17 protein-coding genes and 2 pseudogenes are annotated in these 21,500 nt (G+C 73.2%); 11 read left to right on the top strand and 8 right to left on the bottom strand.

Features of this window, described 5'->3' with window-relative positions; translation table 11 throughout:
- Positions 1–188: 188 nt before the first annotated feature.
- Both GA0070558_RS19525 and GA0070558_RS19520 read left to right on the top strand, forming a co-directional pair.
- Entirely contained in the window at positions 189–404 is a 216-nt protein-coding gene (locus tag GA0070558_RS19525; protein WP_091282244.1) for a hypothetical protein, read from the top strand.
- A gap of 944 nt (positions 405–1,348) precedes the next feature.
- Positions 1,349–1,630, top strand: a pseudogene (locus tag GA0070558_RS19520) (TetR/AcrR family transcriptional regulator C-terminal domain-containing protein); the annotation flags it as partial.
- A gap of 60 nt (positions 1,631–1,690) precedes the next feature.
- On the opposite strand, the gene GA0070558_RS19515 reads toward GA0070558_RS19520, so the two are convergent.
- Together GA0070558_RS19515 and GA0070558_RS19510 are read right to left on the bottom strand one after the other, a co-directional pair.
- Entirely contained in the window at positions 1,691–3,916 is a 2,226-nt protein-coding gene (locus GA0070558_RS19515; RefSeq protein WP_141722265.1) for a cytochrome P450/oxidoreductase, read from the bottom strand.
- 115 nt (positions 3,917–4,031) lie between these two features.
- Entirely contained in the window at positions 4,032–5,114 is a 1,083-nt protein-coding gene (locus GA0070558_RS19510) for an NAD(P)-dependent alcohol dehydrogenase (protein WP_091282239.1), read from the bottom strand.
- Between the two features lie 73 nt (positions 5,115–5,187).
- Here GA0070558_RS19510 and GA0070558_RS19505 point away from each other — a divergent pair, with 73 nt between their 5' ends.
- The 8 genes from GA0070558_RS19505 (at position 5,188) to GA0070558_RS19470 (ending at position 15,462) form a co-directional block, all read left to right on the top strand.
- A complete protein-coding gene (locus GA0070558_RS19505; RefSeq protein ID WP_091282236.1) occupies positions 5,188–6,657 on the top strand; it encodes an aldehyde dehydrogenase family protein in 1,470 nt (489 codons plus the stop codon).
- Positions 6,654–7,946 carry a helix-turn-helix domain-containing protein gene (locus tag GA0070558_RS19500; protein ID WP_091282233.1) on the top strand — a complete coding sequence of 431 codons (1,293 nt, stop codon included), beginning with the start codon at positions 6,654–6,656 and terminating at the stop codon, positions 7,944–7,946. Before GA0070558_RS19505 ends, GA0070558_RS19500 begins: the two co-directional genes overlap by 4 nt.
- 192 nt (positions 7,947–8,138) lie before the next feature.
- Complete coding sequence (locus tag GA0070558_RS19495; RefSeq protein ID WP_218107036.1) at positions 8,139–9,155, top strand: alcohol dehydrogenase catalytic domain-containing protein; 1,017 nt, start codon at positions 8,139–8,141, stop codon at positions 9,153–9,155.
- Positions 9,152–10,612, top strand: coding sequence for an amidohydrolase family protein (locus GA0070558_RS19490; RefSeq protein ID WP_091282227.1), 1,461 nt, complete (start codon positions 9,152–9,154; stop codon positions 10,610–10,612). Before GA0070558_RS19495 ends, GA0070558_RS19490 begins: the two co-directional genes overlap by 4 nt.
- A gap of 13 nt (positions 10,613–10,625) precedes the next feature.
- The gene (locus tag GA0070558_RS19485) at positions 10,626–11,705 is read left to right on the top strand and encodes a BMP family ABC transporter substrate-binding protein (protein WP_091282224.1); all 1,080 of its coding nucleotides are present in this window, start codon (positions 10,626–10,628) and stop codon (positions 11,703–11,705) included.
- A gap of 36 nt (positions 11,706–11,741) precedes the next feature.
- Complete coding sequence (locus GA0070558_RS19480) at positions 11,742–13,331, top strand: ABC transporter ATP-binding protein (RefSeq protein ID WP_176734274.1); 1,590 nt, start codon at positions 11,742–11,744, stop codon at positions 13,329–13,331.
- Complete coding sequence (locus GA0070558_RS19475) at positions 13,331–14,551, top strand: ABC transporter permease (protein ID WP_091282221.1); 1,221 nt, start codon at positions 13,331–13,333, stop codon at positions 14,549–14,551. Before GA0070558_RS19480 ends, GA0070558_RS19475 begins: the two co-directional genes overlap by 1 nt.
- On the top strand, positions 14,548–15,462 hold the full coding sequence (locus GA0070558_RS19470; protein WP_091282217.1) for an ABC transporter permease: 915 nt from the start codon (positions 14,548–14,550) through the stop codon (positions 15,460–15,462). The genes GA0070558_RS19475 and GA0070558_RS19470 overlap by 4 nt, the downstream gene beginning before the upstream one ends.
- Before the next feature lie 75 nt (positions 15,463–15,537).
- Here GA0070558_RS19470 and GA0070558_RS19465 read toward each other — a convergent pair whose 3' ends face one another.
- Both GA0070558_RS19465 and GA0070558_RS19460 read right to left on the bottom strand, forming a co-directional pair.
- Positions 15,538–15,762: a hypothetical protein gene (locus GA0070558_RS19465; RefSeq protein ID WP_091282214.1), complete on the bottom strand. Its 225-nt coding sequence runs from the start codon at positions 15,760–15,762 to the stop codon at positions 15,538–15,540.
- A gap of 106 nt (positions 15,763–15,868) precedes the next feature.
- Positions 15,869–16,954: a sporulation protein gene (locus tag GA0070558_RS19460; RefSeq protein ID WP_091282350.1), complete on the bottom strand. Its 1,086-nt coding sequence runs from the start codon at positions 16,952–16,954 to the stop codon at positions 15,869–15,871.
- Positions 16,955–17,271: 317 nt separating this feature from the next.
- Between GA0070558_RS19460 and GA0070558_RS19455 the strand changes: the two genes are divergently transcribed.
- Entirely contained in the window at positions 17,272–17,466 is a 195-nt protein-coding gene (locus GA0070558_RS19455) for a helix-hairpin-helix domain-containing protein (RefSeq protein ID WP_077937498.1), read from the top strand.
- 50 nt (positions 17,467–17,516) lie between these two features.
- Here the strand turns inward: GA0070558_RS19455 and GA0070558_RS19450 are convergent, their stop codons facing one another.
- The 4 genes and pseudogenes from GA0070558_RS19450 to GA0070558_RS19435 all read right to left on the bottom strand — a co-directional run bounded on the left by GA0070558_RS19450 (position 17,517) and on the right by GA0070558_RS19435 (position 21,247).
- On the bottom strand, positions 17,517–18,095 hold the full coding sequence (locus GA0070558_RS19450; protein ID WP_091282210.1) for an HD domain-containing protein: 579 nt from the start codon (positions 18,093–18,095) through the stop codon (positions 17,517–17,519).
- Positions 18,092–18,433, bottom strand: a pseudogene (locus tag GA0070558_RS19445) (transcriptional regulator); the annotation flags it as partial. The gene GA0070558_RS19450 and the pseudogene GA0070558_RS19445, both read right to left, overlap by 4 nt.
- A gap of 76 nt (positions 18,434–18,509) precedes the next feature.
- Complete coding sequence (locus GA0070558_RS19440) at positions 18,510–19,490, bottom strand: phosphotransferase (protein ID WP_091282203.1); 981 nt, start codon at positions 19,488–19,490, stop codon at positions 18,510–18,512.
- A 104-nt stretch (positions 19,491–19,594) separates the two neighbouring features.
- A complete protein-coding gene (locus GA0070558_RS19435; protein ID WP_091282199.1) occupies positions 19,595–21,247 on the bottom strand; it encodes a glycoside hydrolase family 27 protein in 1,653 nt (550 codons plus the stop codon).
- Between the last annotated feature and the right edge of the window lie 253 nt (positions 21,248–21,500).

The following is a 21,500-nucleotide window of genomic DNA, read 5'->3' as shown; positions in this document are numbered from 1 at the left end:
TCGTCCATCACCATTCCCACCTCCAGAGACAGGCAGGTCCGGGCACGGAGCCCCGCTCGCGTACCCGGACCGCTCACCAGTTGCGATTGCCACTACAGCTTCCCTTTCAACGTGCACACCGTCAAGCTTGCAGGCGGTTACGTACGGACTGGCAACGTGTACCGGTAGCACGTGCATACGGTCTGGGCGTGAGATTGGTGGCTCTTTCCGACATCGCCGAGATGCTTGGCGGCGTGTCGCGCACGAGGGCCACGGAGATCACGAACCGCAAGACCTTCCCCGCGCCCCTGGACACGGTGGCCAGCGGCAAGGTGCGGGTCTGGGAGCGCGCGGCGGTAGAGACGTGGATCAGGACCTACCGGCCCCACCAGGCCCGGGACGCCGCAGCCGATGAGGAGAGCTGAGCGGCCAGAACAGCAGACACGCAACGGCCCGGACCGACTGGTCCGGGCCGTTGTCCGTCAGGGCTCAGGCGGTGGCCTTCACCTTCGCCTTCGGCCTGGTGGCCTTCTCCTGGCCGTAGCGCGACAGCGGGTCCATGGCCTCCACCGCCGCGGCCTCCCCGGGGACCTTCTAGACCCGGGCGGGACCCAGCGGGACCCGGTGGGTCCGACAGTGGTCCCGGGACCATGCCCCGTCAGGATCCGGGAGGACCCGGACCCGGGACCGAACGCGCGGGGGGTCATCGCTGGACCCGGGCCACCCGGAGCGCGGTCCTCACGGTGGAGAAGGTCCAGGGAGCCGGAGGCGAGAGGACTTTCAGGTCCTACTTCGTGCTGGATCACGAAGGACGCCGGGAGTCGGAGGCCGTAGAGCTGGACCCGCTCACGCTTATGTGCGCTGGGGTTGATCGGGGGACGATACCGGCAGCCCTTCCGGAGCGTTGGGCTTTCGCGGCGGCACGAGGTGCTGCCCCTCGTGCACATCAGCGGCAGGTTCGCTACGTCAAGTGGCCCAGGATGGACAGCGGCGGCCCCGGCGTACCTGGCCTCTGCGCAACTTGTTCTGCGAAGGGGGGCGAGGTGAAGGAGAAGGTTGTCGACACCGCCCAGCCAGGCCCAACCAGCCGGACATGGCCCCTGGCCTGGGGATTTCGTTGCAGCCAGGGCAGCCAGACCGAACGATGAGGCCCCGCCGGCACCAGCCGGCGGGGCCTCCTTCCTTGCGCGTCAGGCGACCATGCGGCAGGCGTGGAAGGCGGCCAGGGAGAGCGCCACGAAGACTACGCACACCAGGACCAGATCCCAGGGGATGAGTCGGAACCTCATGCCGTCACCTCGTCCCCACGCTCCAGGGCGGCCTCCAGCTCCCGGGCGCGGGCGCGCACGCAGAGGTAACCCAGCTCTGCCGGGCCGGGGGCTTCTCGCTGCCGATGACCGCCCACGCGTACGCGTACGTCTTCGGCTTCGTGTTGCAGGAGGTGTCGCTGCCGTTCGACGGCGGCGACGCCGCCACCGAGGTCGCGGAGTCGATCATGGAGGGGTTCGCGGCGGGCGACTACCCGCACCTGGTCGAGTTCGCGACGCAGCACGTCCGGCAGCCCGGCTACCACTTCGGCGGGCAGTTCGAGTTCGGCCTCGACCTGATCCTCGACGCGCTGGCGGCCCGCAACGGCCCCGCGGGCCCGTAGCCCCATCACGCCGAACGGGCCGGCCCCGGTGCGAGGGCCGGCCCGCTCAGCAGGCGGGTGCTAGAGGTCCAGCACCAGTCGTTCGGAGCAGCTGCGGCCCACGCAGATCATCATGCTGCGTCCGGCCGCGCGCTCGGCTTCGGTGAGCAGCGAGTCGCGGTGCTCCGGCGCGCCGGCCAGCACCCGCGTCTCGCACGCGCCGCAGTAGCCCTTCTCGCAGTCGTACGTCAGGCCGGGCACCGTCTCGCGCAGCACGTCGATCATCCGGCGGTCCCTCGGCACCCGTACGGTCGCCCCGGTGCGGGCGAGGTGCACCTCGAACTCGGTGTTGGCCGCCGGGTCGAAGGCGACCTCCAGGTCGTCGCCGGCGGTGAACCGCTCGACGTGCAGCTGGCCCGACCGGCCCGCCTCGGCGCAGGTCCGCTCCAGCGCGCCGATCATGGCGGTGGGCCCGCAGCAGTAGATGGCGGTGTCCGGCCCGGCGGACGCGACGAGCGCCGCCAGGTCGGGCAGGCCGGCCTCGTCCTGCGGCAGCAGGGTGGCCCGATCCCCGGCGAGCGCCACGACCTCGTCGGCGAAGGCCATCGAGGCGCGGGTGCGCCCGCCGTACACCAGCCGGAACGGCGCGCCCCGGCGGTGTGCCTCGCGGGCCATCGCCAGGATCGGGGTGATGCCGATGCCGCCGGCGAGGAACAGGTAGCCGGGGGCGTCGACGAGCGGGAAGTGGTTGCGCGGGCCGCGCACGGACAGGGTCGCCCCGGCGCGGGCCACCGCGTGCAGCTCCACCGAGCCGCCCCGGCCGCCCGCCTCGCGCAGGGCCGCGATGCGGTAGTGGTGGGCGTCGTCCGGGTCGCCGCACAGGGAATACTGCCGGACCCGGCCCGACGGCAGCCGCACCTCCAGGTGCGCCCCGGGCGCCCAGGGCGGCAGCGGCGCGCCGGTGGCGTCGGCGAGGCGTACCTCCAGCACGTCGTCGGCGGCGACGGCCGTGACCTCCACGCGCAGGTCCCGGTCGACGGTCGGGCCCGTGGCCGGGCGTGTGCCCGGGGTGTCGGCGGCGCGGGGGCCGGGGGTGAACACGGCGGGTACGGCGTCCCAGCCGGTCTGGTTGCCCCGGGTCGGGTAGGTGACCAGGCCCTCCTCGACGACCCGGTAGTCGGGCAGCCGGGTGAGCACCTGCGTGATCATCTCGCGGAACATGAGGCGGGCCAGGTGCGCGCCGGCGCAGCGGTGGCTGCCGATGCCGAAGCTGAGGTGCCGGGTGGCGTCGCGGTCGAGCCGGATCTGCTCGGGCTCGGGGAACACCGCCGGGTCGTGGTTGGCGGCCACCCAGGGGATCAGCACCCGCTCGCCGGCCGTGACCGGGCAGCCGCCCACCTCGGCGTCGGCGCGGGCGGTGCGGGCCATCGACTGCGACGGGGCGAACGCCCGCAGGAACTCCTCGGTGGCGTTGTGCAGCAGGTCGGGGGAGTCGATCAGCCGCTGCCGGTCCTCCGGGTGGCGGCTCAGGTGCACCAGCGTGGACCCGGTCAGCGACGTGGTGGTGTCGACCCCGCCGGCGATCAGCAGCCCGATGACGGAGACCAGCTCGTCGGCGTCGAACAGCTCGCCGTCGGGGCGGCGCTGGGTGGCCAGGTAGCTCACGGCGTCGCCGGTCGGCTGCGCGCGGCGCTCGACGATCAGCTCGCGGATGCGCTGGTCGAGGTACGCCAGGCCGGCGGCCCCGCGCGCGGCGCGTTCGCTGCCGGGCAGCGCGGCGAAGATGTCGTGGATGGGGCCGGCGAGCTTGGCCCAGTCGGCCTCCGGGAAGCCCAGCCAGTCGAGGGTGACGGCGGCCGGCAGCGGGTTGGTCAGGTCACGGACGAAGTCGACCGAGCCCTCGGTGATGAACAAGTCGATCACGCGGGTGGTGTGCCGGGCGATCATCGGGGCCAGCGTCGCCACCGCGTCCTGGGTGAGCAGCGGGTTGATCAGGTCCCGGTACTCCGTGGCGGCCGGCGGGTCCAGCTCGATCGGGTACTGCTCCAGGCCGGGGCCCCGGGGGATGACGATGGCGGTGCCGTCGCCCCCGGCGACGGACCGGGCGGAGGAGAAGGCGTCGTCGTCGCGGGCGATGCGGACCACGTCGGCGTACCGGGTGGTGTAGACGAAGCCGCCGTGCGCGGTGGTGCGCCCGACCGGGCAGGTCTGCCGGTACGCCTCGTAGTAGCCCACGGGGTCGGCGTTGCACTCGGCCGAGTGGTGGTCGAAGGGGGCGGCCGGTGTGGTCAGCTGGTGTTCGGTCATGGGGACGAGCTCCACGGGTGCGGGACGCTGCGCGGTGTTGCCCAGCCGCGCCACTGGGGTGTCGGACGACGAGCGTAGCGCGCTCGCATCACGAGACGGTGTTGCGAATCGAGCATCAGAAGGTGAGGACGGCCTTGCCGACCTCGCCGGCGCGTACCGCGGCCACCGCCTCGTTGATCTGCTCGAACGGGAAGTAGGTGATCAGCCGGTCCACCGGGAACCGGCCGGCGGCGTGCAGGTCGAGCAGCTTCGGCAGGAAGACCTGAGGCAGGCTGTTGCCGCCGATGATGCCGGTGACGGTGCGGCCGTTGAGGATGCTGCGCCAGTCGAAGCTCATCCGCTCGCTCGGCCCGACGCCGATGACGCCGCAGCGGCCCAGCGGGCCGAGGACCTCCACCGCCGTGCGCAGCACGTCCTCCCGGCCGGTGGTGTCGATCGCGACGTCGAAGCCGTGCGGGGCGATCGCCGCCAGCAGTTCGCGCGGGTCCCCGGCGGCCGAGTGCACCCCGTGGGTCGCGCCGAGCAGCCGCGCGGTGTCCAGCTTGCCGGCGTTGACGTCCACGGCGGCCACCACGGCGCAGCCGGCCGCACGGGCGGCCAGGATCGCCGCGACGCCGACCGCGCCCGCGCCGAAGACGACCAGCGACGACCCGACCTCCGGGCGCAGCACGTTGAGCACCGCGCCGGCGCCGGTGCCGAAGCCGCAGCCGAACGGGCCGACGACCCGCAGGTCGATCTCCTTCGCGACGGGCACCACGGCGCGGGCCGGGGCGACCACGTGGGTGGCGAAGGACGACTGGCCCAGGAAGTGGCCGTTGACGGGCGCGCCGTCGAGGGACAGCGCCGAACTGCCGTCCGGCCGCCGCCCGGCGAAGTTCACGGCGTCGAACCGGCGACAGTACGCCGGGTTTCCGCCGAGGCAGAGCGGGCACTCGCCGCAGGAGGCGAAGCTCATGGCCACGTGGTCCCCGACGGCGACGCCGGTGACCCGCCCGCCCACCTGCTCCACCACGCCGCTGCCCTCGTGGCCGAGGACCGCCGGGGTGGGGAAGAAGTTCGAGAACTCCAGGTCCGTGCCGCAGACGCCGACGCTGTCCACCCGCACCAGCACCTCGTCCGGCCCCGGCTCGGCGAGGTCGAGCTGCTGGAGGGTGAACGGCGCTCCCGCGCTCTCCAGCACCGCCGCAGTGATCCGCACACGTCCTCCCGGTCAACTCACAAAGCGAGACTGCATCTTGACATGTGAAACATGAAGGGTCAAGGATTCCCTCATGGCTGACCTGGACATTCCCCCCGCCCGCCAGCTCATCGACGGCGCCTGGGTCGCCGCCGCCGACCAGGGCGAGCTGCCGGTGCTCGATCCCGCGACCCGCGCGCCCATCCAGCCGGTGGCGCAGGCCCGGGCGGCCGACGTCGACGCCGCCGTCGCGGCGGCCCGCCGGGCCTTTCCCGCCTGGGCGGCGACCTCACCCACCGAGCGCGGGGCGATCCTGCGCCGCTGGGCCGACCTGATCGCCGCTCACGTCGAGGAACTCGCCGCCCACGAGGCGCGGGACGTGGGCAAGCCCCGCTCCGGCGGGCGTCTCAACATGTACATCGCGCACGGCATCGTCGACTACTTCGCCGGCGCGGCCGACAAGCTCACCGGCGTCACCCTGCCCACCCGCACGCCGGACTACTTCGGCTACACCCGCCCCGAGCCGTACGGCGTGTGCGCCGTGATCATCCCGTGGAACGTGCCCGCCGTGCTCACCGCGGCCAACGTCGCCCCGGCCCTCGCCGCCGGCAACACCGTCGTGCTCAAGCCCTCCGAGATCGCGCCGCTGGCCCCGTTCGCCCTGGCCGAGCTGGCCCGCCGGGCCGGCCTGCCGCCGGGCGTGCTCAACGCCGTCACCGGCCTCGGCCCCGAGGCGGGCACCGCGCTCACCGGGCACCGCGACGTCGACCACATCAGCTTCGTCGGGTCCACGGTGACCGGCCGGGCCGTCATGCGGGCCGCCGCCGAGAACCTCGTCCCCGTGAAGCTGGAGCTGGGCGGCAAGTCCCCGAACGTCGTCTTCGCCGACGCCGACCTGGACGTGGCGATCCCGGCGATCGTCACCTCGATCACCGAGAACGCCGGGCAGAACTGCTACGCCGGGTCCCGGCTGCTGGTCGAGGAGTCGATCCGCGCCGAGGTGGTGGAGCGGGTCGCCGCCGGCATGGCGGCCGTGCGTACCGGCGCATGGGACCAGGACCTGGACATGGGGCCGCTGGTCAGCCAGGCCCAGTACGACCGGGTGCGCGGCTTCCTGGCCGAGGCCCCGACCGCCGGGGCCCGGCTGGTCACCGGCGGCGAGTCGGCCGGCGGACGCCACGGCGACGGCTGGTTCGTCGCGCCGACCGTCTTCGACGGGGTCGACTCCGGCATGCGGCTGGCCCGCGAGGAGGTCTTCGGCCCGGTGCTGGCCGTGCAGGGCTTCCGCGGCGTCGACGAGGCCGTGGCGCTGGTCAACGGCACCGACTTCGGGCTGCTGACCTGCATCTGGACCAGTGACGTCTCCCGGGCGCTGCGGGTCGCCGCCGACGCGCGCAGCGGCCAGGTGGCGGTCAACCAGTTCCACGACGCCGGGGTGATCGGCTTCCCGTTCAACATGCAGAAGGAGAGCGGGTTCAGCCGGGGCGGCGGCTACGCGGCGCTGCGCGAGTACACCCAGGAGAAGGCCGTGGCGGTCCGCCTGCTCGACCGCCCATCGGCGTGACCCGGCCGGGCGAGCTTCCGGCGGCCCGGACGCGGCTGACCGTCGCGACCGGGCCGCCGCCGGCCGTGTTCGCCCAGGCCCTCGCCGAGTTGGCCTTCGGCGGCGCCGGCTGGCCGGGCCTGCTGGCCGCGCTCGCGCAGCGCGTCGGGGCGGCCTGCCGGCTGGTCTCCGAGGCCGGGGAGCTGCTGGCCGCCAGCGACGGCGCGGCCGGCGACGCCCGCGGCGCCGACCCCGACGACGTACGCCGGGCGCTGGCCGGCTCCCGGGCCGGCGGCGGGCCGGTGCCGGGGATCGTCGCGGGCCGGGTCCGCTGCGCCGACGGGTGGACCGGCCGCGCCGTGCCGGTCGGCGCGGGGCAGCGGCGGCTCGGCGCGCTGCTGGTGGCCGAGCCGGTCACCGCCGGGCAGCTCGACCTGGCGCGGGCCGCGACCACCGCGCTGCTGATCGACGCCGTACGCCGCGAGTCGCCCCCGCCGCCCGCCCTCGCCGACGCCGCGGCCGTGCTGCGGGCGCTGCGTGACGGCGTCCGCCCGCCCGGCCCCGGCGACCCGCTCGGTGCGGGCGTCCCGCCCGGCGTCGCCGGCTCCGGTGGGGTCGTCGGCCCGCGCGGGTTCACCGAGGCCGACCTGCTGCGGGCCGGGGCGACGCACGGGTGGCGGCTGGACCAGCCGCACGCGGTCGCCGGGATCGGTTACACCGGGGCCCAGCAGCGGCGCTGGGCGTCGGCGCTGAGCTGGCTGGACCGGCCCGTGCTCGCCGAGGGACGGCGGGCCTGGACCCTGCTGCACGGCGAGGACGTCGAGCGTGAGGCGACCCGGCTGCGGGCCCGGCTGGACCAGATCGTCGGCGTGGGGCAGGTGCGGGTGGCCAGCGGCGCGACGGTCAGCGGGGCCGCCCGGACGGCGGCGTCGTTCCGCGACGCGGACCGCCTGCTGAGCCTGCTGCTGCGCCAGCCGGACGCGCCGCCGGAGCTGTCGTTCGGTCGGGCCGGGCTGCACCAGGTCCTGCTGGCCGTGCCCGACGAGCGGCTGCGCTGGTTCGTGCGGCGGCACCTGGGGCCGATCGCGCACCGCGACGACCTGCTGCGCACCCTGGACTGCTGGCTGGCCACCGGGGGCAGCCGGCAGGCCGTCAGCGAGCGCCTGCACCTGCACCGCAACTCGGTCGGCTACCGGGTGGGTTTGATCAAGCGGCTGCTCGGCGTCGACCCGCTCGATCCCGACACGGCGACGGTGCTGCGCACCGCGCTCTCCGCGCGGGAGCTGCTGGCCGCGTCCGACCCGGGCTGACCTGCTGGTCGATGCCCGGTGAACGGTGCGCCGGGGACGTAAAGGCACGGCTTGGTTTCGCTGGCGTTCCTGTTTCGGTCAAGCCGTTGACATGCCGACGGACCGCAGGCAGAGTACGTCGCTAAGCAACGCGAATCACAATGCAAGACGCCATATTGATTGGCAGAGCGCCGGAGGGGTCCTGTGCGAGCGATGGTCCAGACGGGGTTCGGTGGCCCGGAGGTGGTGCGACTGCGCCACCTGCCCGACCCCGAGCCCGGCCCGACCGAGGCCGTCATCCAGGTGCACGCCGCCGCGCTCAACCACCTCGACCTGCTGCAGCGCAAGGGCCCCGGCCGGCTGCCCGGCTTCCGCCTGCCCCACGTCGCCGGGATGGACGTCGCCGGCCAGGTCGTCGCCGTCGGTTCCGACGTCACTACGGTACGCCCCGGCGACCGGGTGCTGGTCGACCCGACCGTCGGCTGCGGCGCGTGCCCCTCCTGCGCCGCCGGCCAGCCCGGCTACTGTCCCCGGCTCGCGGTCGTCGGCGGCAACCGCCCCGGCGGCTTCGCCGAGTACGTCGCCGTCCCCGCCGCCGTCGTGCACCCCGTGCCCGCGCACGTCGACCTCGCCGACGCCGCAGCCCTGCCCACCGCCTGGAGCCTCGCCTGGCACGCCGTGCACCGCGTCGGGGCCGTCCGCGCGGGGGAGTGGGTGCTGGTGCAGGCCGGCGCGAGCGCCGTCAGCATCGCCGCCATCCAGCTCGCCCGCCGCGCCGGGGCACGGGTGATCGCCGTGGCCCGCACCGAGGCCAAGCGGGCCCTCGCCGCCGACCTCGGCGCCGACGCGCTCGACCTCGACGAGCGGACCGTCGCCGAGGTGCGCGAACGCACCGGCGGCCACGGCGTCGACCTCGTCGTCGACCACGTCGGCACCGCCACCTGGCCGGTCTCCCTGGCCAGCCTCCGCACCGGCGGCCGGCTGGCGCTGCTCGGCAACACCAGCGGCGACCAGGTGACCTTCTCCCTGGCCGACGTCTACCACCGGGGGCTGCGCCTGCTCGGCGCGGGCGCGTACGCCCCCGCCGACTTCGCCGCCATGCTCGACGCGTTCTACGCCGGTGGGCTGCGGGTGGTGCGGGCCACCGAGTACGCGCTGGCCGACCTGCCCGAGGCGTACGCCCGGCAGGAGTCCCGCGACCTCGTCGGCAAGATCCTGGTGCGGCCATGACCGGGACCCCGCCGCCGACCCCGGCCGCCGCCGGCCCCGCCGACCTGCTGATCGTCGACGCCGAGATCGTCACCATGGCCCCCGGCCGCGAGGTCGTCACCGGCGGCGCGATCGCGGTCACCGCCGGCCGGATCGCCGCGCTCGGCCCCGCCGACGCGCTGCGCGCCGCGTACCCGGGCAGCCCGGAACTCGACGCCGCCGGCTGCGTGGTCGTGCCCGGCCTGGTCAACGCCCACCAGCACACCACCGCCGACCCGCTCGTGCGCAGCAGCATCCCCGACGACGTCCCCGCCCAGCAGGCCATCTACGACTGGATCGTGCCGCTGCACGCCGCCGTCACCGGCGACGACGACGAGCTGTCGGCCACCCTCACCGCCGTCGAGGCGCTCAGCTACGGCGTCACCACGCTGCTGGAGCCCGGCACCGTGGCGCACCCGCTGCGGGTCGCCCGGGGGCTGCGCGCCGCCGGCATCCGCGCCCGCGTCGGCGGCTGGGGCTGGGACACCCCCGGCGCGCCCTACGCGCTGCCCGCCGCCGAGGCCCTCGCCGCCCAGGCCGACACCGTCGCCGCGCTCGCCGGCGACGACCTCGTCACCGGCTGGATCACGCTGCTCGGGCACGACCTGGTCAGCGACGAGCTGTTCACCGGCGCCGCCGAGCTGGCCGAGCGGCTCGACGTGCCGATGACCTGGCACATCTCGCCGGGCCCGGACGACGTCGCCGCGTACGCCGCCGCCGGCCGCGCGCGGCCCGTGCTGCACCTGCGCGACCTCGGCGTGCTCGGCCCCCGGCTGCTGCTCGGCCACGCCGTCTGGCTCGACGACGCCGAGCTGGCCGCGATCGTCGACTCCGGCACCGCCGTCGCCGCCTGCCCCGGCGCGTACCTGCGCCTCGGGCAGGGCGTCAGCCGTGCCGGCCGGCACACCGAGCTGCGCCGCGCCGGCGGCCGGCTCGCGCTGGGCTGCGACTCGCACAACGCCGGGGACACCCCCGACGTGTGGCGCGCCGCCCGGCTCTTCGCCGGCCTGGAGCGGGACCGGGGCACGCCCGACCCGCTGCGCGCCGACGAGGTGTTCGCCCTGGCCACCGTCGACGGCGCGGACGCCGTCGGGCTGGGGCGCACGACCGGATCGATCGAGGTCGGCAAGGCCGCCGACCTGGTCGTGCTGGACACCCGGACCATCTCCTGGGCCCCGCGCGGCGACCTGGCCACCCAGCTCGTCTGGGGCGCGGCCGGGCACACCGTCCGCGACGTCCTGGTCGACGGTCGGCTGGTGGTCCGCGACCGGCGGGTCACCACCGTCGACGTCGACGCCCTGCGCGAGGAGGCCACCGCACGCCGGGCCGCCCTGCTGCGCCGGGCCGGCATCGACATCCCCCATCGCTGGCCGACCGTGCCCGCGACCGAACACTGCGCGCGCCCGGCCGAGCCGGCCGCCGCAGCGCCCCCACTGTGAAAGGAAACGCACCATGACACTTCGTACCGCGAAGGGCCCGGCGGCGGTGCTCGCCGGCGCCCTGGCGTTCGCCCTGTTCGGCTGCGCCAGCAACGACGCGTCCGCGCCCTCGGCGGCCGGAACCGCCAGCGGCGGGACCACCCAGGCCGGCCAGCCCGACGTCAACGGCGACGGCAAGGTCGTCATCGGGGTGCTCAGCCCCGGCGACATCAACGACAAGGGCTACTACGAGAGCTTCGTCGTCGGCGCCGAGAAGTTCGCCACCAGCAAGGGCTGGCAGGTCATCAAGCGCGGCAGCGTCCCGGCCACCGAGGCGCTGGCCGCCGCGCGGGCGCTGTGTCAGCAGGGCGTGGACATGGTCGCCCTCGGCGCGTCCGAGCTCAAGGACGCCATCCCCGCCTCCGAGGAGCCGGTCTGCGCGAAGACCGCCTGGTACGTGCCGTCGTCGGAGAACGTGCCGCAGACCCCGCGCACCGTCATCTCCAGCGACGACCCCAACCAGAGCATGCTGGCCGCCGGCTACGCCACCGGCCTGCTGATGCAGCAGAAGAACGCCACCAAGGCCGGCTTCGTCACCGGCATGGAGGCCGACTTCTCCGTCAACGCCGCCAAGGCGTTCAAGGCCGGCATCCGCATGGTCGTGCCGAAGGCCGAGCTGGTCACCACCTACACCGGTGACTTCAACGACTCGGCCAAGGCCCGGGAGGCCGTCCAGGCGCAGCTCAGCCAGGGCGTGAAGGTCATCTACCCGTACCTGGGCGGGGCCACCGACGCCGCCGCCAAGCTCGCCGCCGGCGGTGGGGCCATCACCCTGACCCCCGGCACCGACCGCTGCGACTCGACCGACCCGCGCTTCGACATCTCGGTCATCTTCGACCCGGGCGCGTACTTCGCCGCCGCCCTGGAGCTGTTCGCCAAGGGCGAGATGCAGCTCGGCACCACCAAGGTGTGGCACCTCGGCAAGGACGCGTACCCGACGGTCAAGATCTGCTCCCCCACCGCCGAGCAGACCCAGAAGATGGACGCCTTCATCGCCGACGTGGGCGCCGACAAGATCGACACCAAGGCGGAAGTCGCCAAGCTCGGCTCCTGACCCCTGCCGCTCGACGACCAACGAGGTGGACGGACTGTGAACGTTGACGACCAGCTGACGCCGGCTCTCACCCTGCGCGGGGTCAGCAAGCGTTACGGTCCGGTTGTCGCCTGCGACGCCGTGGATCTCGCCGTACGGCCCGGCGAGATCCACGGCCTCCTCGGCGAGAACGGGGCCGGGAAGTCGACCCTGATGAAGATCCTGCTCGGGCTGGTGCACCGGGACACCGGCACCATCCTGCGCGGCACCGAACCGATCGAGATCGACAGCCCGCAGGTCGCCGCCGACCTCGGGCTGGGCATGGTCCACCAGCACTTCAGCCTGATCGAGCCGCTCACCGTCTGGGAGAACGTCATCCTCGGCGACACCGGGCGGGTCGACCGGGCGGCGGCCTGCGCCCAGGTCGAGCAGGTCGCCCAGCGCTACGGGCTGCCCATCGACCCGCTCGCCCGGGTCGACCGGCTCTCCGCCGGGGAACGGCAGCGCGTCGAGCTGATCAAGTGCCTGCGGCGCGACCCGTCCGTGCTGATCCTCGACGAGCCGACCTCCGTGCTCACCCAGGCCGAGTCGGCCGAGCTGTTCACGGTGCTGCGCCGGGTCGTGCAGGCCGAGAACCGCGCCGTCATCCTGATCAGCCACAAGCTCGCCGAGATCATGGCCGCCACCGACCGGGTGACCGTGCTGCGGCGCGGCGCGGTGGCGTTCCACGGCACGACGGCGGACACCACCGCCCAGGAGCTGGCCCGGCAGATGGTCGGCCGCGACGTCTCGCTGCGCGCCGAGGGCGCGGCCCTGGGCCTGCTGCCCGTCGAGCCCCAGAGCCCGGCCGGCGCGCCGCCGTCCACCGACCCCGCCGGGGCGGCCCCGGCGGCGGACCCCACCACGCCGGCCGCGCTGCGGCTGCGCGGGGTGACCCTGCGCGTCGGCGGCCTGCCCGTCCTCGACGACCTGCACCTCGACGTCGCCCCCGGCGAGATCGTCGGCCTGTACGGGGTCGAGGGCAACGGCCAGGCCACCCTCGGCGAGCTGCTGTCCGGGCTGCTGGTCCCCGACGAAGGCGCCGTCGAGGTCGGCGGCCGTCCCGTCGAGCTGACCCGGCCCGGCACGCTGCACGAGGCCGGCCTCGGCATCGTCCCCGAGGACCGGCACCACTCCGGGGTGGTGCTCGACATGAGCGTGGCGGAGAACCTCGTCATGAAGTCCCTCGCCGGGGTCTGCACGCGCGGGGTGCTCAGCCGGCGGCGGATGCACCGGATCGCCCGCCGGCAGATGGCCGAGTTCAACATCGTGGCCCCCTCGCCGGACACCCCGCTGCGCAGCCTCTCCGGCGGCAACCAGCAGCGGGTGGTGCTGGCCCGGGAGCTGTCCGCCGGACCGAAGGCGCTGGTCGCCGCCCAACCCACCCACGGGCTGGACGTCGGCGCGATCGAAGACATGTACGTGCGGCTGCGGCAGGCCGCCGCGGAAGGAGTGGCCGTGTTGCTGATCTCCACCGAGCTGGAGGAGGTGATGGCCCTGGCGGACCGGATCGCGGTGATCTCCTCCGGCCGGATCGTCGGGGTCCTCCCCACCGCCGAGGCCACCGCGGAACGCCTCGGCATGCTGGTCGGCGGGGTGGCGCACTGATGGCCGCCGCCACCACCGTCGCCGCGCCGCCCACCGGCCCGAGCGGCCCCGACGCCACCGGCCGCCGGCTGCTGCGCCGGCTCAATCCGGGCGTCGGCGGCTGGCAGGTGGCCGCCGCCACGGCGGCGACCGTCGCCGTCGCCCTCGCCCTGTCCGCCCTGCTGATCTCGGTCACCGGCGGCTCGCCGACCGCCTCGGCCAAGGCCATGTACCAGGGCAGCATGGCCAGCCCCGCCGCCTGGACCACCTCCCTGCTGTACGTCGCGCCGCTGCTGCTGGTCGCCGTCGGGGCCTGCGTCAGCGCCCGCTCCGGCTTCTTCAACATCGGCCAGGAGGGGCAGGTGCTGATCGGGGCGCTCTTCGGCGCCTGGGCCGGCCTGCGCCTGGCGCTGCCCGGACCGCTGCTCGTCGTCAGCGTGCTGGCCGCCGCGGCAGTCGGCGCGGGCGCGTGGGCCGGGCTCAGCGCCCTGATGTACCGCTTCCGCGGCGTCAACGTCGTGGTCAGCACGATGCTGATGACGTTCCTGGCCCAGCAGCTCGTCTCGTTCGCGGTGAACACCCCGTGGCTGCTGCAGGAGTCCCGCCTGGGCCGGGGCACCCTGTCCCCGCAGTCCAACCCGCTGCCCGAGGGCGCGCGGATCAGCTCCCTCGGCGAGTACCCGAACCTCCAGATCAACGGCGGCCTCGTCCTGGCCATCGTCGTCGCGGTCGTGTTCAGCCTCGCGCTGGCGCGTACCCGCTGGGGGTTCCGGCTCACGATGACCGGCCTCAGCCCGGCGGCGGCCCGGCATGCCGGCGTGCGCGTCGGCGCCCTCGGCGGGATGGCGCTGGCCATCTCCGGCGGCCTCGCCGGCCTGGCCGGGGCGCTGCTGCTGGCCAGCCCCGTCGGCACCAACCGGTTGCAGCCCGGCATGTCCCTCAACATCGGCTGGGACGGCCTGCTGGTCGCCCTCGTCGCCCGGAACAACCCGCTGCTGGCCATCCCGGTCGCGGTGCTGTTCGGCGTGCTCCGGGCCGGGGGCAGCTTCCTGGCCGCCACCGGGGTGCCGCCGTTCCTCGTCGACGTGGTCAAGGCGCTGCTGGTGCTGGCGTTCGTCGCGCCGCCGGTGGTGATCGGCATGCTGCGCAAACGCCGCCGCGCCGGCGAGCCGGCGACCACCACGCCCGCCACCGACCCGGCCGTGAGCAAGCAGGACGCTATGGAAGGCAGTCTGGCATGAGCGCCGCCGACAACATCGCCACCATCCTCTCCAGCGGGGCCCGGCTCACCGTCCCCCTGGCCTTCGCCGCCTGCGGCGAGTACGTCGCCCAGCGCGCCGGCACCCTCAACATCTCCGTCGAGGCGATGATGCTCGGCGCCGCGTTCGGGTCGATCGCCGTGGCCAGCGCCACCGGCAGCGCCACCATCGGCCTGGCCGCGGGCGCGCTCGTCGGCGTGGCGGTGGCGTTCGTGCACGGCAACCTGTCGCACCGGGTGCAGATCAACACGTTCGTCGTCGGCCTGGTCCTCAACGCCCTCGTGCTGGGCCTGACCAGCTACCTGATCACGGTGAGCACCTTCACCGGGCACCAGGTGTGGCAGGTGAGCGTGCCGGTGCTGCGGGACATCCCGATCGTCGGCCCGATGCTGTTCGTGCAGCGCTGGCCGGTGTATCTGCTGCTGGCGGTGATCCCGTTGACCTGGTGGCTGGTGCAGCGCAGCCGGTGGGGGCTGGAGCTGCGGGCCGTCGGGGAGAACCCACAGGCCGCCGACGTGAGCGGGATCCACGTCAACCGCCGCCGCCGGCAGGCGCTGCTGTGGTGCGGGCTGCTCGCCGGGCTCGGCGGCGCGTACCTGGCCGTCGGCGAGGTCGGCTCGTTCAACCAGAACATGACGGCCGGGCGCGGCTACCTGGTGATCGCGGCCGTGATCTTCGGCGCCTGGCGGCTCGGCCGCACGCTGGTCGGCTGCGTCGTCTTCGGCCTCGCCGACGCGATGCGGCTGGCACTGCCGGCACTCGGGGTCACCATGAACTCGCAGTTGCTGATCGCCGCGCCGTACCTGCTGGCCCTGCTCGCGATGCTGGTGTTCGCCACCGCGCACCGCGAACCCCGGGCGCTGGCCCAGCCGTTCCAACGCGGCACCACCTGACGCGGGCGGCAGCGAAACGGACGGGTGCCCGGTGCGCCGAGAACTGCTCTCGGCCGCCGGGCACCCGTCGTGGCGCTACTTCGTGGTGCCGGTCAGCGCGACCAGGGCGTTGGCGGTGCGGAAGTAGGGGTTGCGGCCGAGGTCGCCGACGGTGGTGATGTCGAAGGCGTCCTTGAGCAGCTTCGCGTCGCCGTCGCTGACCCCGGCGAGGGCGGACACCGGGGCGTCGACGATCTCGGTGAGGGGCTTGTCCTGGTAGGCCTTGTCGACCAGCTTGGTGAGGTCGGCGGTGACGGGCATGCACACTCCTTCGAAACTCCGGCCGGACAGCCCGGCCAGATGCGGACAAACCTGACAAATTAGATCATGAAACGGCGTGCGGATCCACAGTGGACCCGCCGGAGGCTCACTCCTCCTCGTCGCCGCCGTCGTCGTCCTCGTCGTCGCCGAAGACCTCGTCGGCGATCATGCCGCCGGCGAAGCCGAGCGCCGCGCCGCCGACCACCCCGGCGGCGATCCCGCCCATGCCGGGCCCGTCGTGCCGCTCCTGGTGCTCCTCCTTGTAGTGGCCCCCGGGGTGCCCGTAGCCGGGCGCGCCGTATGCGGGCTGGCCGTAACCCGGTGCGCCGTAGGCGGGCTGGCCGTAGCCGGGCGGCGGGGGCGGCGGCGGGTAGCCGGGAGCGCCGTGGCCCTGGACGGGCGGGGCGTAGCCGAGGCCGGCGTGCGGGCTCCGGTGGCCGTCGAGAACCTGGCGGATCCAGCCGTCGACCTGTGCGGCCCAGTCGCCGTGCTCGGCGCCGCCGTGGGCGACGTGATGGCGACCGTACGAGTCGTGGCCGCCACCGAACAGGCCGCCGCGCTTGTCGAACTCCAGCACGACGTCGACGCCGTGCTCGTTGGCGACGAAGGTCAGCTCGACCTCGTTGACGGCGTGGGCGTACTGCGGGGCCGCGAAGTATTCGATCTCCTGGTAGAACGGCAGCGTCTGGTGCAGCCCGGAGATGTGCCCGCGTTCGAGGTCGGCGGCCTTGAACTGGAAGCCGAGCCGGCCGAACGCCTCCAGGATGCGCTCCTGCGCCGGCAGCGGGTGCACGTACACCGGGTCGAGGTCGCCCTTGTCGACCGCGCCGCGGATGGCCACCTCGGTGCGCAGGCCCATCGTCATGCCGTGCAGGTGCTGCCCGTACAGGTCGGTCACCGGGGTCTCCCACGGCATCGCCACCTGGAACGGCAGGGAGAGGTGCTGCCCCTCCCGCAGGTGCAGGCCGCCGGCGACCTGGACGCGGTGGAACTCGACGAGCGCGTCGTGCCCCTCCTCCGCGCCGTCGACCTCCACCCGGGTGACCAGGCCGACGGTGATGTGGTCGATCTCCACGTCGTGGCTGCCGCCGGTCAGGTTCACCTGCCCGCCGAGCAGCAACCCCGGGCGGGTGTTCGGGTTGGACAGGACCGTGTCGACGCTCGGGCCACCCACCCCGAACGCGCCTAACATCTTCTTGAACACTCCGTGCGTCTCCCTTGACAGCCACCACGCGCGCCACGCGGGATTCGGCGGAACTTTCACCGGAAACCCTTGTGCCACAACGGATTCAGCGGCGTCCATGGTGGAAGCCGCTGCGTCGGAAAAGTACCCACTCAACCTGAGAGGTAGCTGAGTGCGCCGGTATGGCTACTCTTCGATAAGGTTGCGGGGGAGGGTGAAGACGAAGCCGACATCGACCGGTTCTGGCACCGAGCCGCCCGACTCGCTGGAGTGGAATCCTGAGCCCAGCCCGGAGATAGCGCTGACCTGCCCGTAGGGTCGACGACGTGACTTCCGCCCTCGACGCGCTCCCCCGGATCGGAGCACCCGCGACGCGGGCCCTGAACAACGCCGGCTACACGACCCTGCGCGAGCTGGCCGGGGTGCCCCGCGCCGAGCTGGCCAGGCTGCACGGCATGGGGCCGAAGGCCCTCGGGATCATCCAGCACTCCCTGGAGGAGCACAACCTGAGCCTGGGGTAGGGCACCCGCAGCGGCGGCACAGGGAAAGGAACCCACCGACGAGGGAGCCGCTACTCCGGCCGTGCGGGGGGCGTGAGCCAGGCCAGCGGCTGTCCGGTCAGTGCGGCGTCGGCGAGGCGGTGTGCGGAGTCGGTCCTGAGCGCGGCGCGGCTGCTGTCGATCCAGCGTTGGACGTTGTCGATGCCCTGGTGGCGGTATTCGACGGCTTGGACGAGGCACTCGAGTTTGTCGGCGTCTCGGGCGACGACGGCGTCGAGGGTTTCGCCGGCTTCGTATTCGGTGACGGCGGCGGTGATGGTGTCGGTGACGGCGGGTGGGCAGCCGGCGACCTGGTCGGCGGTGATGGTGGTGTTGGGGGCGGCGGTGAGGTAGCGCTTGGCGATGTGGGGCAGGTCGGTGGTGCGGGTTTCCTGGGTGTCGTGCAGGACGCAGAGCATGGTCACGCGGGCGGGGTCGGCCCCTTCCATGGCGGCGAGGATCATGCCGATCAGGGCGGTGCGGTGGGAGTGCTCGGCGATGGTCTCGGGATGCTTGACCCCGGCGAACCACCAGCCGGTGCGGGCGGCGCGTTTCAGGACGCCGGCCTCGAAGATGAACCTCATCGCGGCGGCGTGCTGGTCCTCGCTCATCTGCCCGTCCCCGTGCCGGTGATGCCTTCTGTCCGCAGGCTGTAGACGATAGAGGTTAGTTCCTGGCGGGACTGCGCCGAGATCCGGTCGCTGTCGAGAGCGGCGACGGCACGGTGGGCGAGGGCTCGTCCGGTGGCGGGGTGATCGTGGACGAGCCCGCGTCGTGCGGTGAGCAGTGCCCACAGGCTGTGGGTGTTGAGGTCGATGAACGGGTGCTCGGCGTTGAGGCGCTCGACCAGGTGCCGCAGGAGTCGGTTGCCGCGCCAATCGTCGATGGTGTCAGGCATGAAGGTGTCGTCGGGTTGGCGGTAAGGGATCTCGCCGATCCAGTACGCCGACCGGGACGGCACCCCGCCGGCCGACTGATCGTGCACCACACCCGATCCGGCCCGGCTCGCCGAGAGTGGACCGTGCTCAGGGTCGCGGCAGTCGACTCAGCGCGGATAGTCCCCACCCGGTCGGGTCCTCCCCGGGCGGCACCATCGCGAGGGCCTGCCAGAGCAGCAGGATGTCCCACCAGCCCGACTCCGCCGGGGTCAGCGGGCGCACGGCCTGGTAGCCGGCGAGAAACTGGGCCTGGACCTCAGGTGGCACCGGCCCCCAGTCGTGGTAGCGGGTGCCGAGCAGGACCGTCGCGCGGGCCAGGTCGACGAGCCGGTGGTCGTGCCGGGCTTCCTCGAAGTCGAGGACCGCGGTGATCTCGCCGCCGGCACACAGGACGTTGGCGGAGCGGAAGTCGAGGTGGACGAGCTGCCGTGGCAGCCGGTCGGGTGGCGCGCCGGCGACCAGTCCGCGCAGCGCGTCGCGGGCCACCGCGGGCAGCGGTGCGGCGCGGCTGTCGAGCCATTCGGTGATCTGCTGTGTCAACGGTGGGGACGCCACGGCGAGCGTGGCGAATCGTTCGGCGTGCGGGTATGCGGCGAGCACATCGTGCAGCCGGGCCAGGACGGTGCCGGCTGCCCGCACCTGACCGGGGTCGGTGGTGTCGAGAAGATCGCCCTCGATCACCCGTTGCAGGCCCAGCGAGACACCGTTGGCCTCGACCTGGAGCCGGCCGTCCCCGGTGGGAACCGGCGCCGAGACCGGCAGGCCCCGGCCGTCGAGCCAGCTCGTGAGTCGGGCCACCTCGGCCAGGCGCGGGAAACGATCGGGCAGCACCGACCACTTCGCGAGCCGCCGACCGGACGGCGTGTCGACCCACGCCAGCGCGTTGCCGCCGCTCATCACGATCCGCTCGCAGGAGTCGACGCGTACGCCCCAGTGTTCGCCCAGGACGTCGGCGACCCAGCGGCCCGCCGCCCGCGCGTCGCCGAAGCCGAACCTTGCGTCGAGCGCGCGGTGCGGATCGTGCGCCTCCCACAGCATCTCCACCACCGGCACCTGCGATCCGCTCATGCGGCACAGTGTGGCGGATTGGCGTACGGGAAGGCGGGCGCCCCGGATGCCGGGCCGTCTGCCGACGGTGGCGTCCGGGGCGCCCGGTGGCGCGTGGGGTCAGGTCAGGCCCGGCTCCACCGCTGGTTCGCGGCGGTGTGGCAGGTCCAGGCGAGCACGGTGGTGCCGTTGGTCGTGCCGGCGTTGTTGACGTCCAGGCAGAGCGACGGGAACCGTACGTTGCTGATGGTGCCGTTGCCGTTGAAGGTCCACTGTTGGTTGGTGCCGCCGTTGCAATCCCAGATCTGGGCCCGCGTGCCGGCCGCGGCGTTCGTGGGCAGCTCCAGGCACTTGCCCAGGACCTGGAGGGCCTGGCCGGACTGGGTGAACTGCTGGTTGGCGTTGCTGTGACAGTCCCAGATCAGCGCCCCCGTGCCGTTGGCCGTGTTGCCGTTGTCGACGTCCAGGCACCGGCCGCTGGACTCGCTGCGCAGCCGGAACGTGGTGGTGGGCGGCGGGGTGGTGGTGCCGCCGCCGCTGACCCGGTAGACGACCGTGCCGTGGGCCGGCACGCTGGCGGAGATGGCGCCGGTGGTGGTGGACGTGCCGTTCGTCCAGGCGTCGCGCAGGGTGAACGAGGAGCCGGACTTGCCGATCGCGGCGGCGGTGGTGGAGACGGTGGTGGTGGAGCTGCCCTGGTTGAACAGGGCCACCGCCACGTCGCCGTTGGCGAGCCGCTTGGCGAGCACCCGGCGGGTGCCGTCGTTGGAGACCTGCGTGCCCTGGAGGCCGAGGGTGTCCTGGTTGATCGCGATGAGGTTGGCGTTCTTGAGGATGGTCTGCGTGGCGCTGTCCATGTTGCGGATGTCGTTGCCGGCGATCAGCGGCGAGGCCATGATCGCCCACATCGCGAAGTGGCTGCGCATCTCGGTGTCGTTCATGCCGCCCCGGCCGACCTCCATCATGTCGGGGTCGTTGAACGCACCCGGACGCGCGTAACCGGCCAGCGGCACGGTCACGTTGATGATGTTCTGGATGCCCATGGGGTAGCCGTTGGTCTGGCCGGTGTTCCAGGCGTTGGTGATGTCCTCGGTGGTGCGCCAGATGTTGGCGACGTCGCCCCAGTTGCGCATGGGGCCGGTCTTCTCGTGGATGCTGTTCGAGTTGATGCTGTAGAGAATGGGGCGACCGGTGGCGGCGAGCGCGTCGCGCATGATGGCGAACCGGTTGACCTGCTCGTTGATGGTGCCGGTGGGCGAGCACCAGTCGTACTTGAGATAGTCGACGCCCCAGGCGGCGAACTGGCGGGCGTCCTGGGCCTCGTGGCCCATGGCGCCGGTGGCCCCGGGGTAGGAGTTGAAGTACTGGGCGCAGGTCTTGTCCAGCGGCGCCTGGTAGATGCCGAACTTGAGGCCCTTGCTGTGGATGTAGTCACCCAGGGCCTTCATGCCGCTGGGGAAACGGGTCGGATCGCCCTGCAGGTTGCCGGCCGAGTCGCGGTTGGGGTTCATCCAGCAGTCGTCGACGACGACGTACTGGTAGCCGGCGTCCCGCATGCCGGAGTTGACCATGGCGTCGGCCATCTGCCGGATCAGCGCCTCGCTGATGTTGCAGCCGAACGTGTTCCAGCTGTTCCAGCCCATCGGCGGGGTGCGGCCCACCCCGTTGTCCAACGCCTGAGCTGGTTGCGGCGCGGCAACCGTGTCGACCACGGTCAATCCGACTGCTCCCAGGAGTGCGACGCCAAGGGCGGCGAACCATCTCGTACGTGCGCGCATTGACTCTCCATCTTCGGGACGGTGGACGTCGTCGTGCCGCCTGCGAATTGATATGCCATTCGGCAGGCATGGGTGGGTGCACTGGTGACATCTTGGTGGTGGTCACCTGCGATTACGGGGCGGGAATGCGACCTGTCCTCAGCGCTGCGCGGAATTCCCGAATGGCCACGGCTCGACGCGGTAATACGCATCGCTCCGAGACCGGCGGGGATCCCGATAAGCTGGCTGGAGCAGCCCGGTAGCTCCTCGGGAA

Origin of the sequence: Micromonospora haikouensis (assembly GCF_900091595.1) — a bacterium.
Lineage (GTDB): Bacteria > Actinomycetota > Actinomycetes > Mycobacteriales > Micromonosporaceae > Micromonospora > Micromonospora haikouensis.
The sequence above is the reverse complement of the archived record's forward strand: the minus strand, read 5'-3'. Positions and strand labels throughout refer to the sequence as shown.

Excerpts from the sequence above, each read along its gene's own strand:
- GA0070558_RS19485 (WP_091282224.1), top strand. The coding sequence starts at position 10,626 with ATGACACTTCGTACCGCGAAGGGCCCGGCGGCGGTGCTCGCCGGCGCC.
- GA0070558_RS19490 (WP_091282227.1), top strand. The coding sequence starts at position 9,152 with ATGACCGGGACCCCGCCGCCGACCCCGGCCGCCGCCGGCCCCGCCGAC.
- GA0070558_RS19460 (WP_091282350.1), bottom strand. The coding sequence starts at position 16,954 with ATGTTAGGCGCGTTCGGGGTGGGTGGCCCGAGCGTCGACACGGTCCTG.
- GA0070558_RS19435 (WP_091282199.1), bottom strand. The coding sequence starts at position 21,247 with ATGCGCGCACGTACGAGATGGTTCGCCGCCCTTGGCGTCGCACTCCTG.
- GA0070558_RS19470 (WP_091282217.1), top strand. The coding sequence starts at position 14,548 with ATGAGCGCCGCCGACAACATCGCCACCATCCTCTCCAGCGGGGCCCGG.
- GA0070558_RS19505 (WP_091282236.1), top strand. The coding sequence starts at position 5,188 with ATGGCTGACCTGGACATTCCCCCCGCCCGCCAGCTCATCGACGGCGCC.
- GA0070558_RS19475 (WP_091282221.1), top strand. The coding sequence starts at position 13,331 with ATGGCCGCCGCCACCACCGTCGCCGCGCCGCCCACCGGCCCGAGCGGC.
- GA0070558_RS19515 (WP_141722265.1), bottom strand. The coding sequence starts at position 3,916 with ATGACCGAACACCAGCTGACCACACCGGCCGCCCCCTTCGACCACCAC.
- GA0070558_RS19465 (WP_091282214.1), bottom strand. The coding sequence starts at position 15,762 with ATGCCCGTCACCGCCGACCTCACCAAGCTGGTCGACAAGGCCTACCAG.
- GA0070558_RS19440 (WP_091282203.1), bottom strand. The coding sequence starts at position 19,490 with ATGAGCGGATCGCAGGTGCCGGTGGTGGAGATGCTGTGGGAGGCGCAC.
- GA0070558_RS19495 (WP_218107036.1), top strand. The coding sequence starts at position 8,139 with ATGGTCCAGACGGGGTTCGGTGGCCCGGAGGTGGTGCGACTGCGCCAC.
- GA0070558_RS19450 (WP_091282210.1), bottom strand. The coding sequence starts at position 18,095 with ATGAGCGAGGACCAGCACGCCGCCGCGATGAGGTTCATCTTCGAGGCC.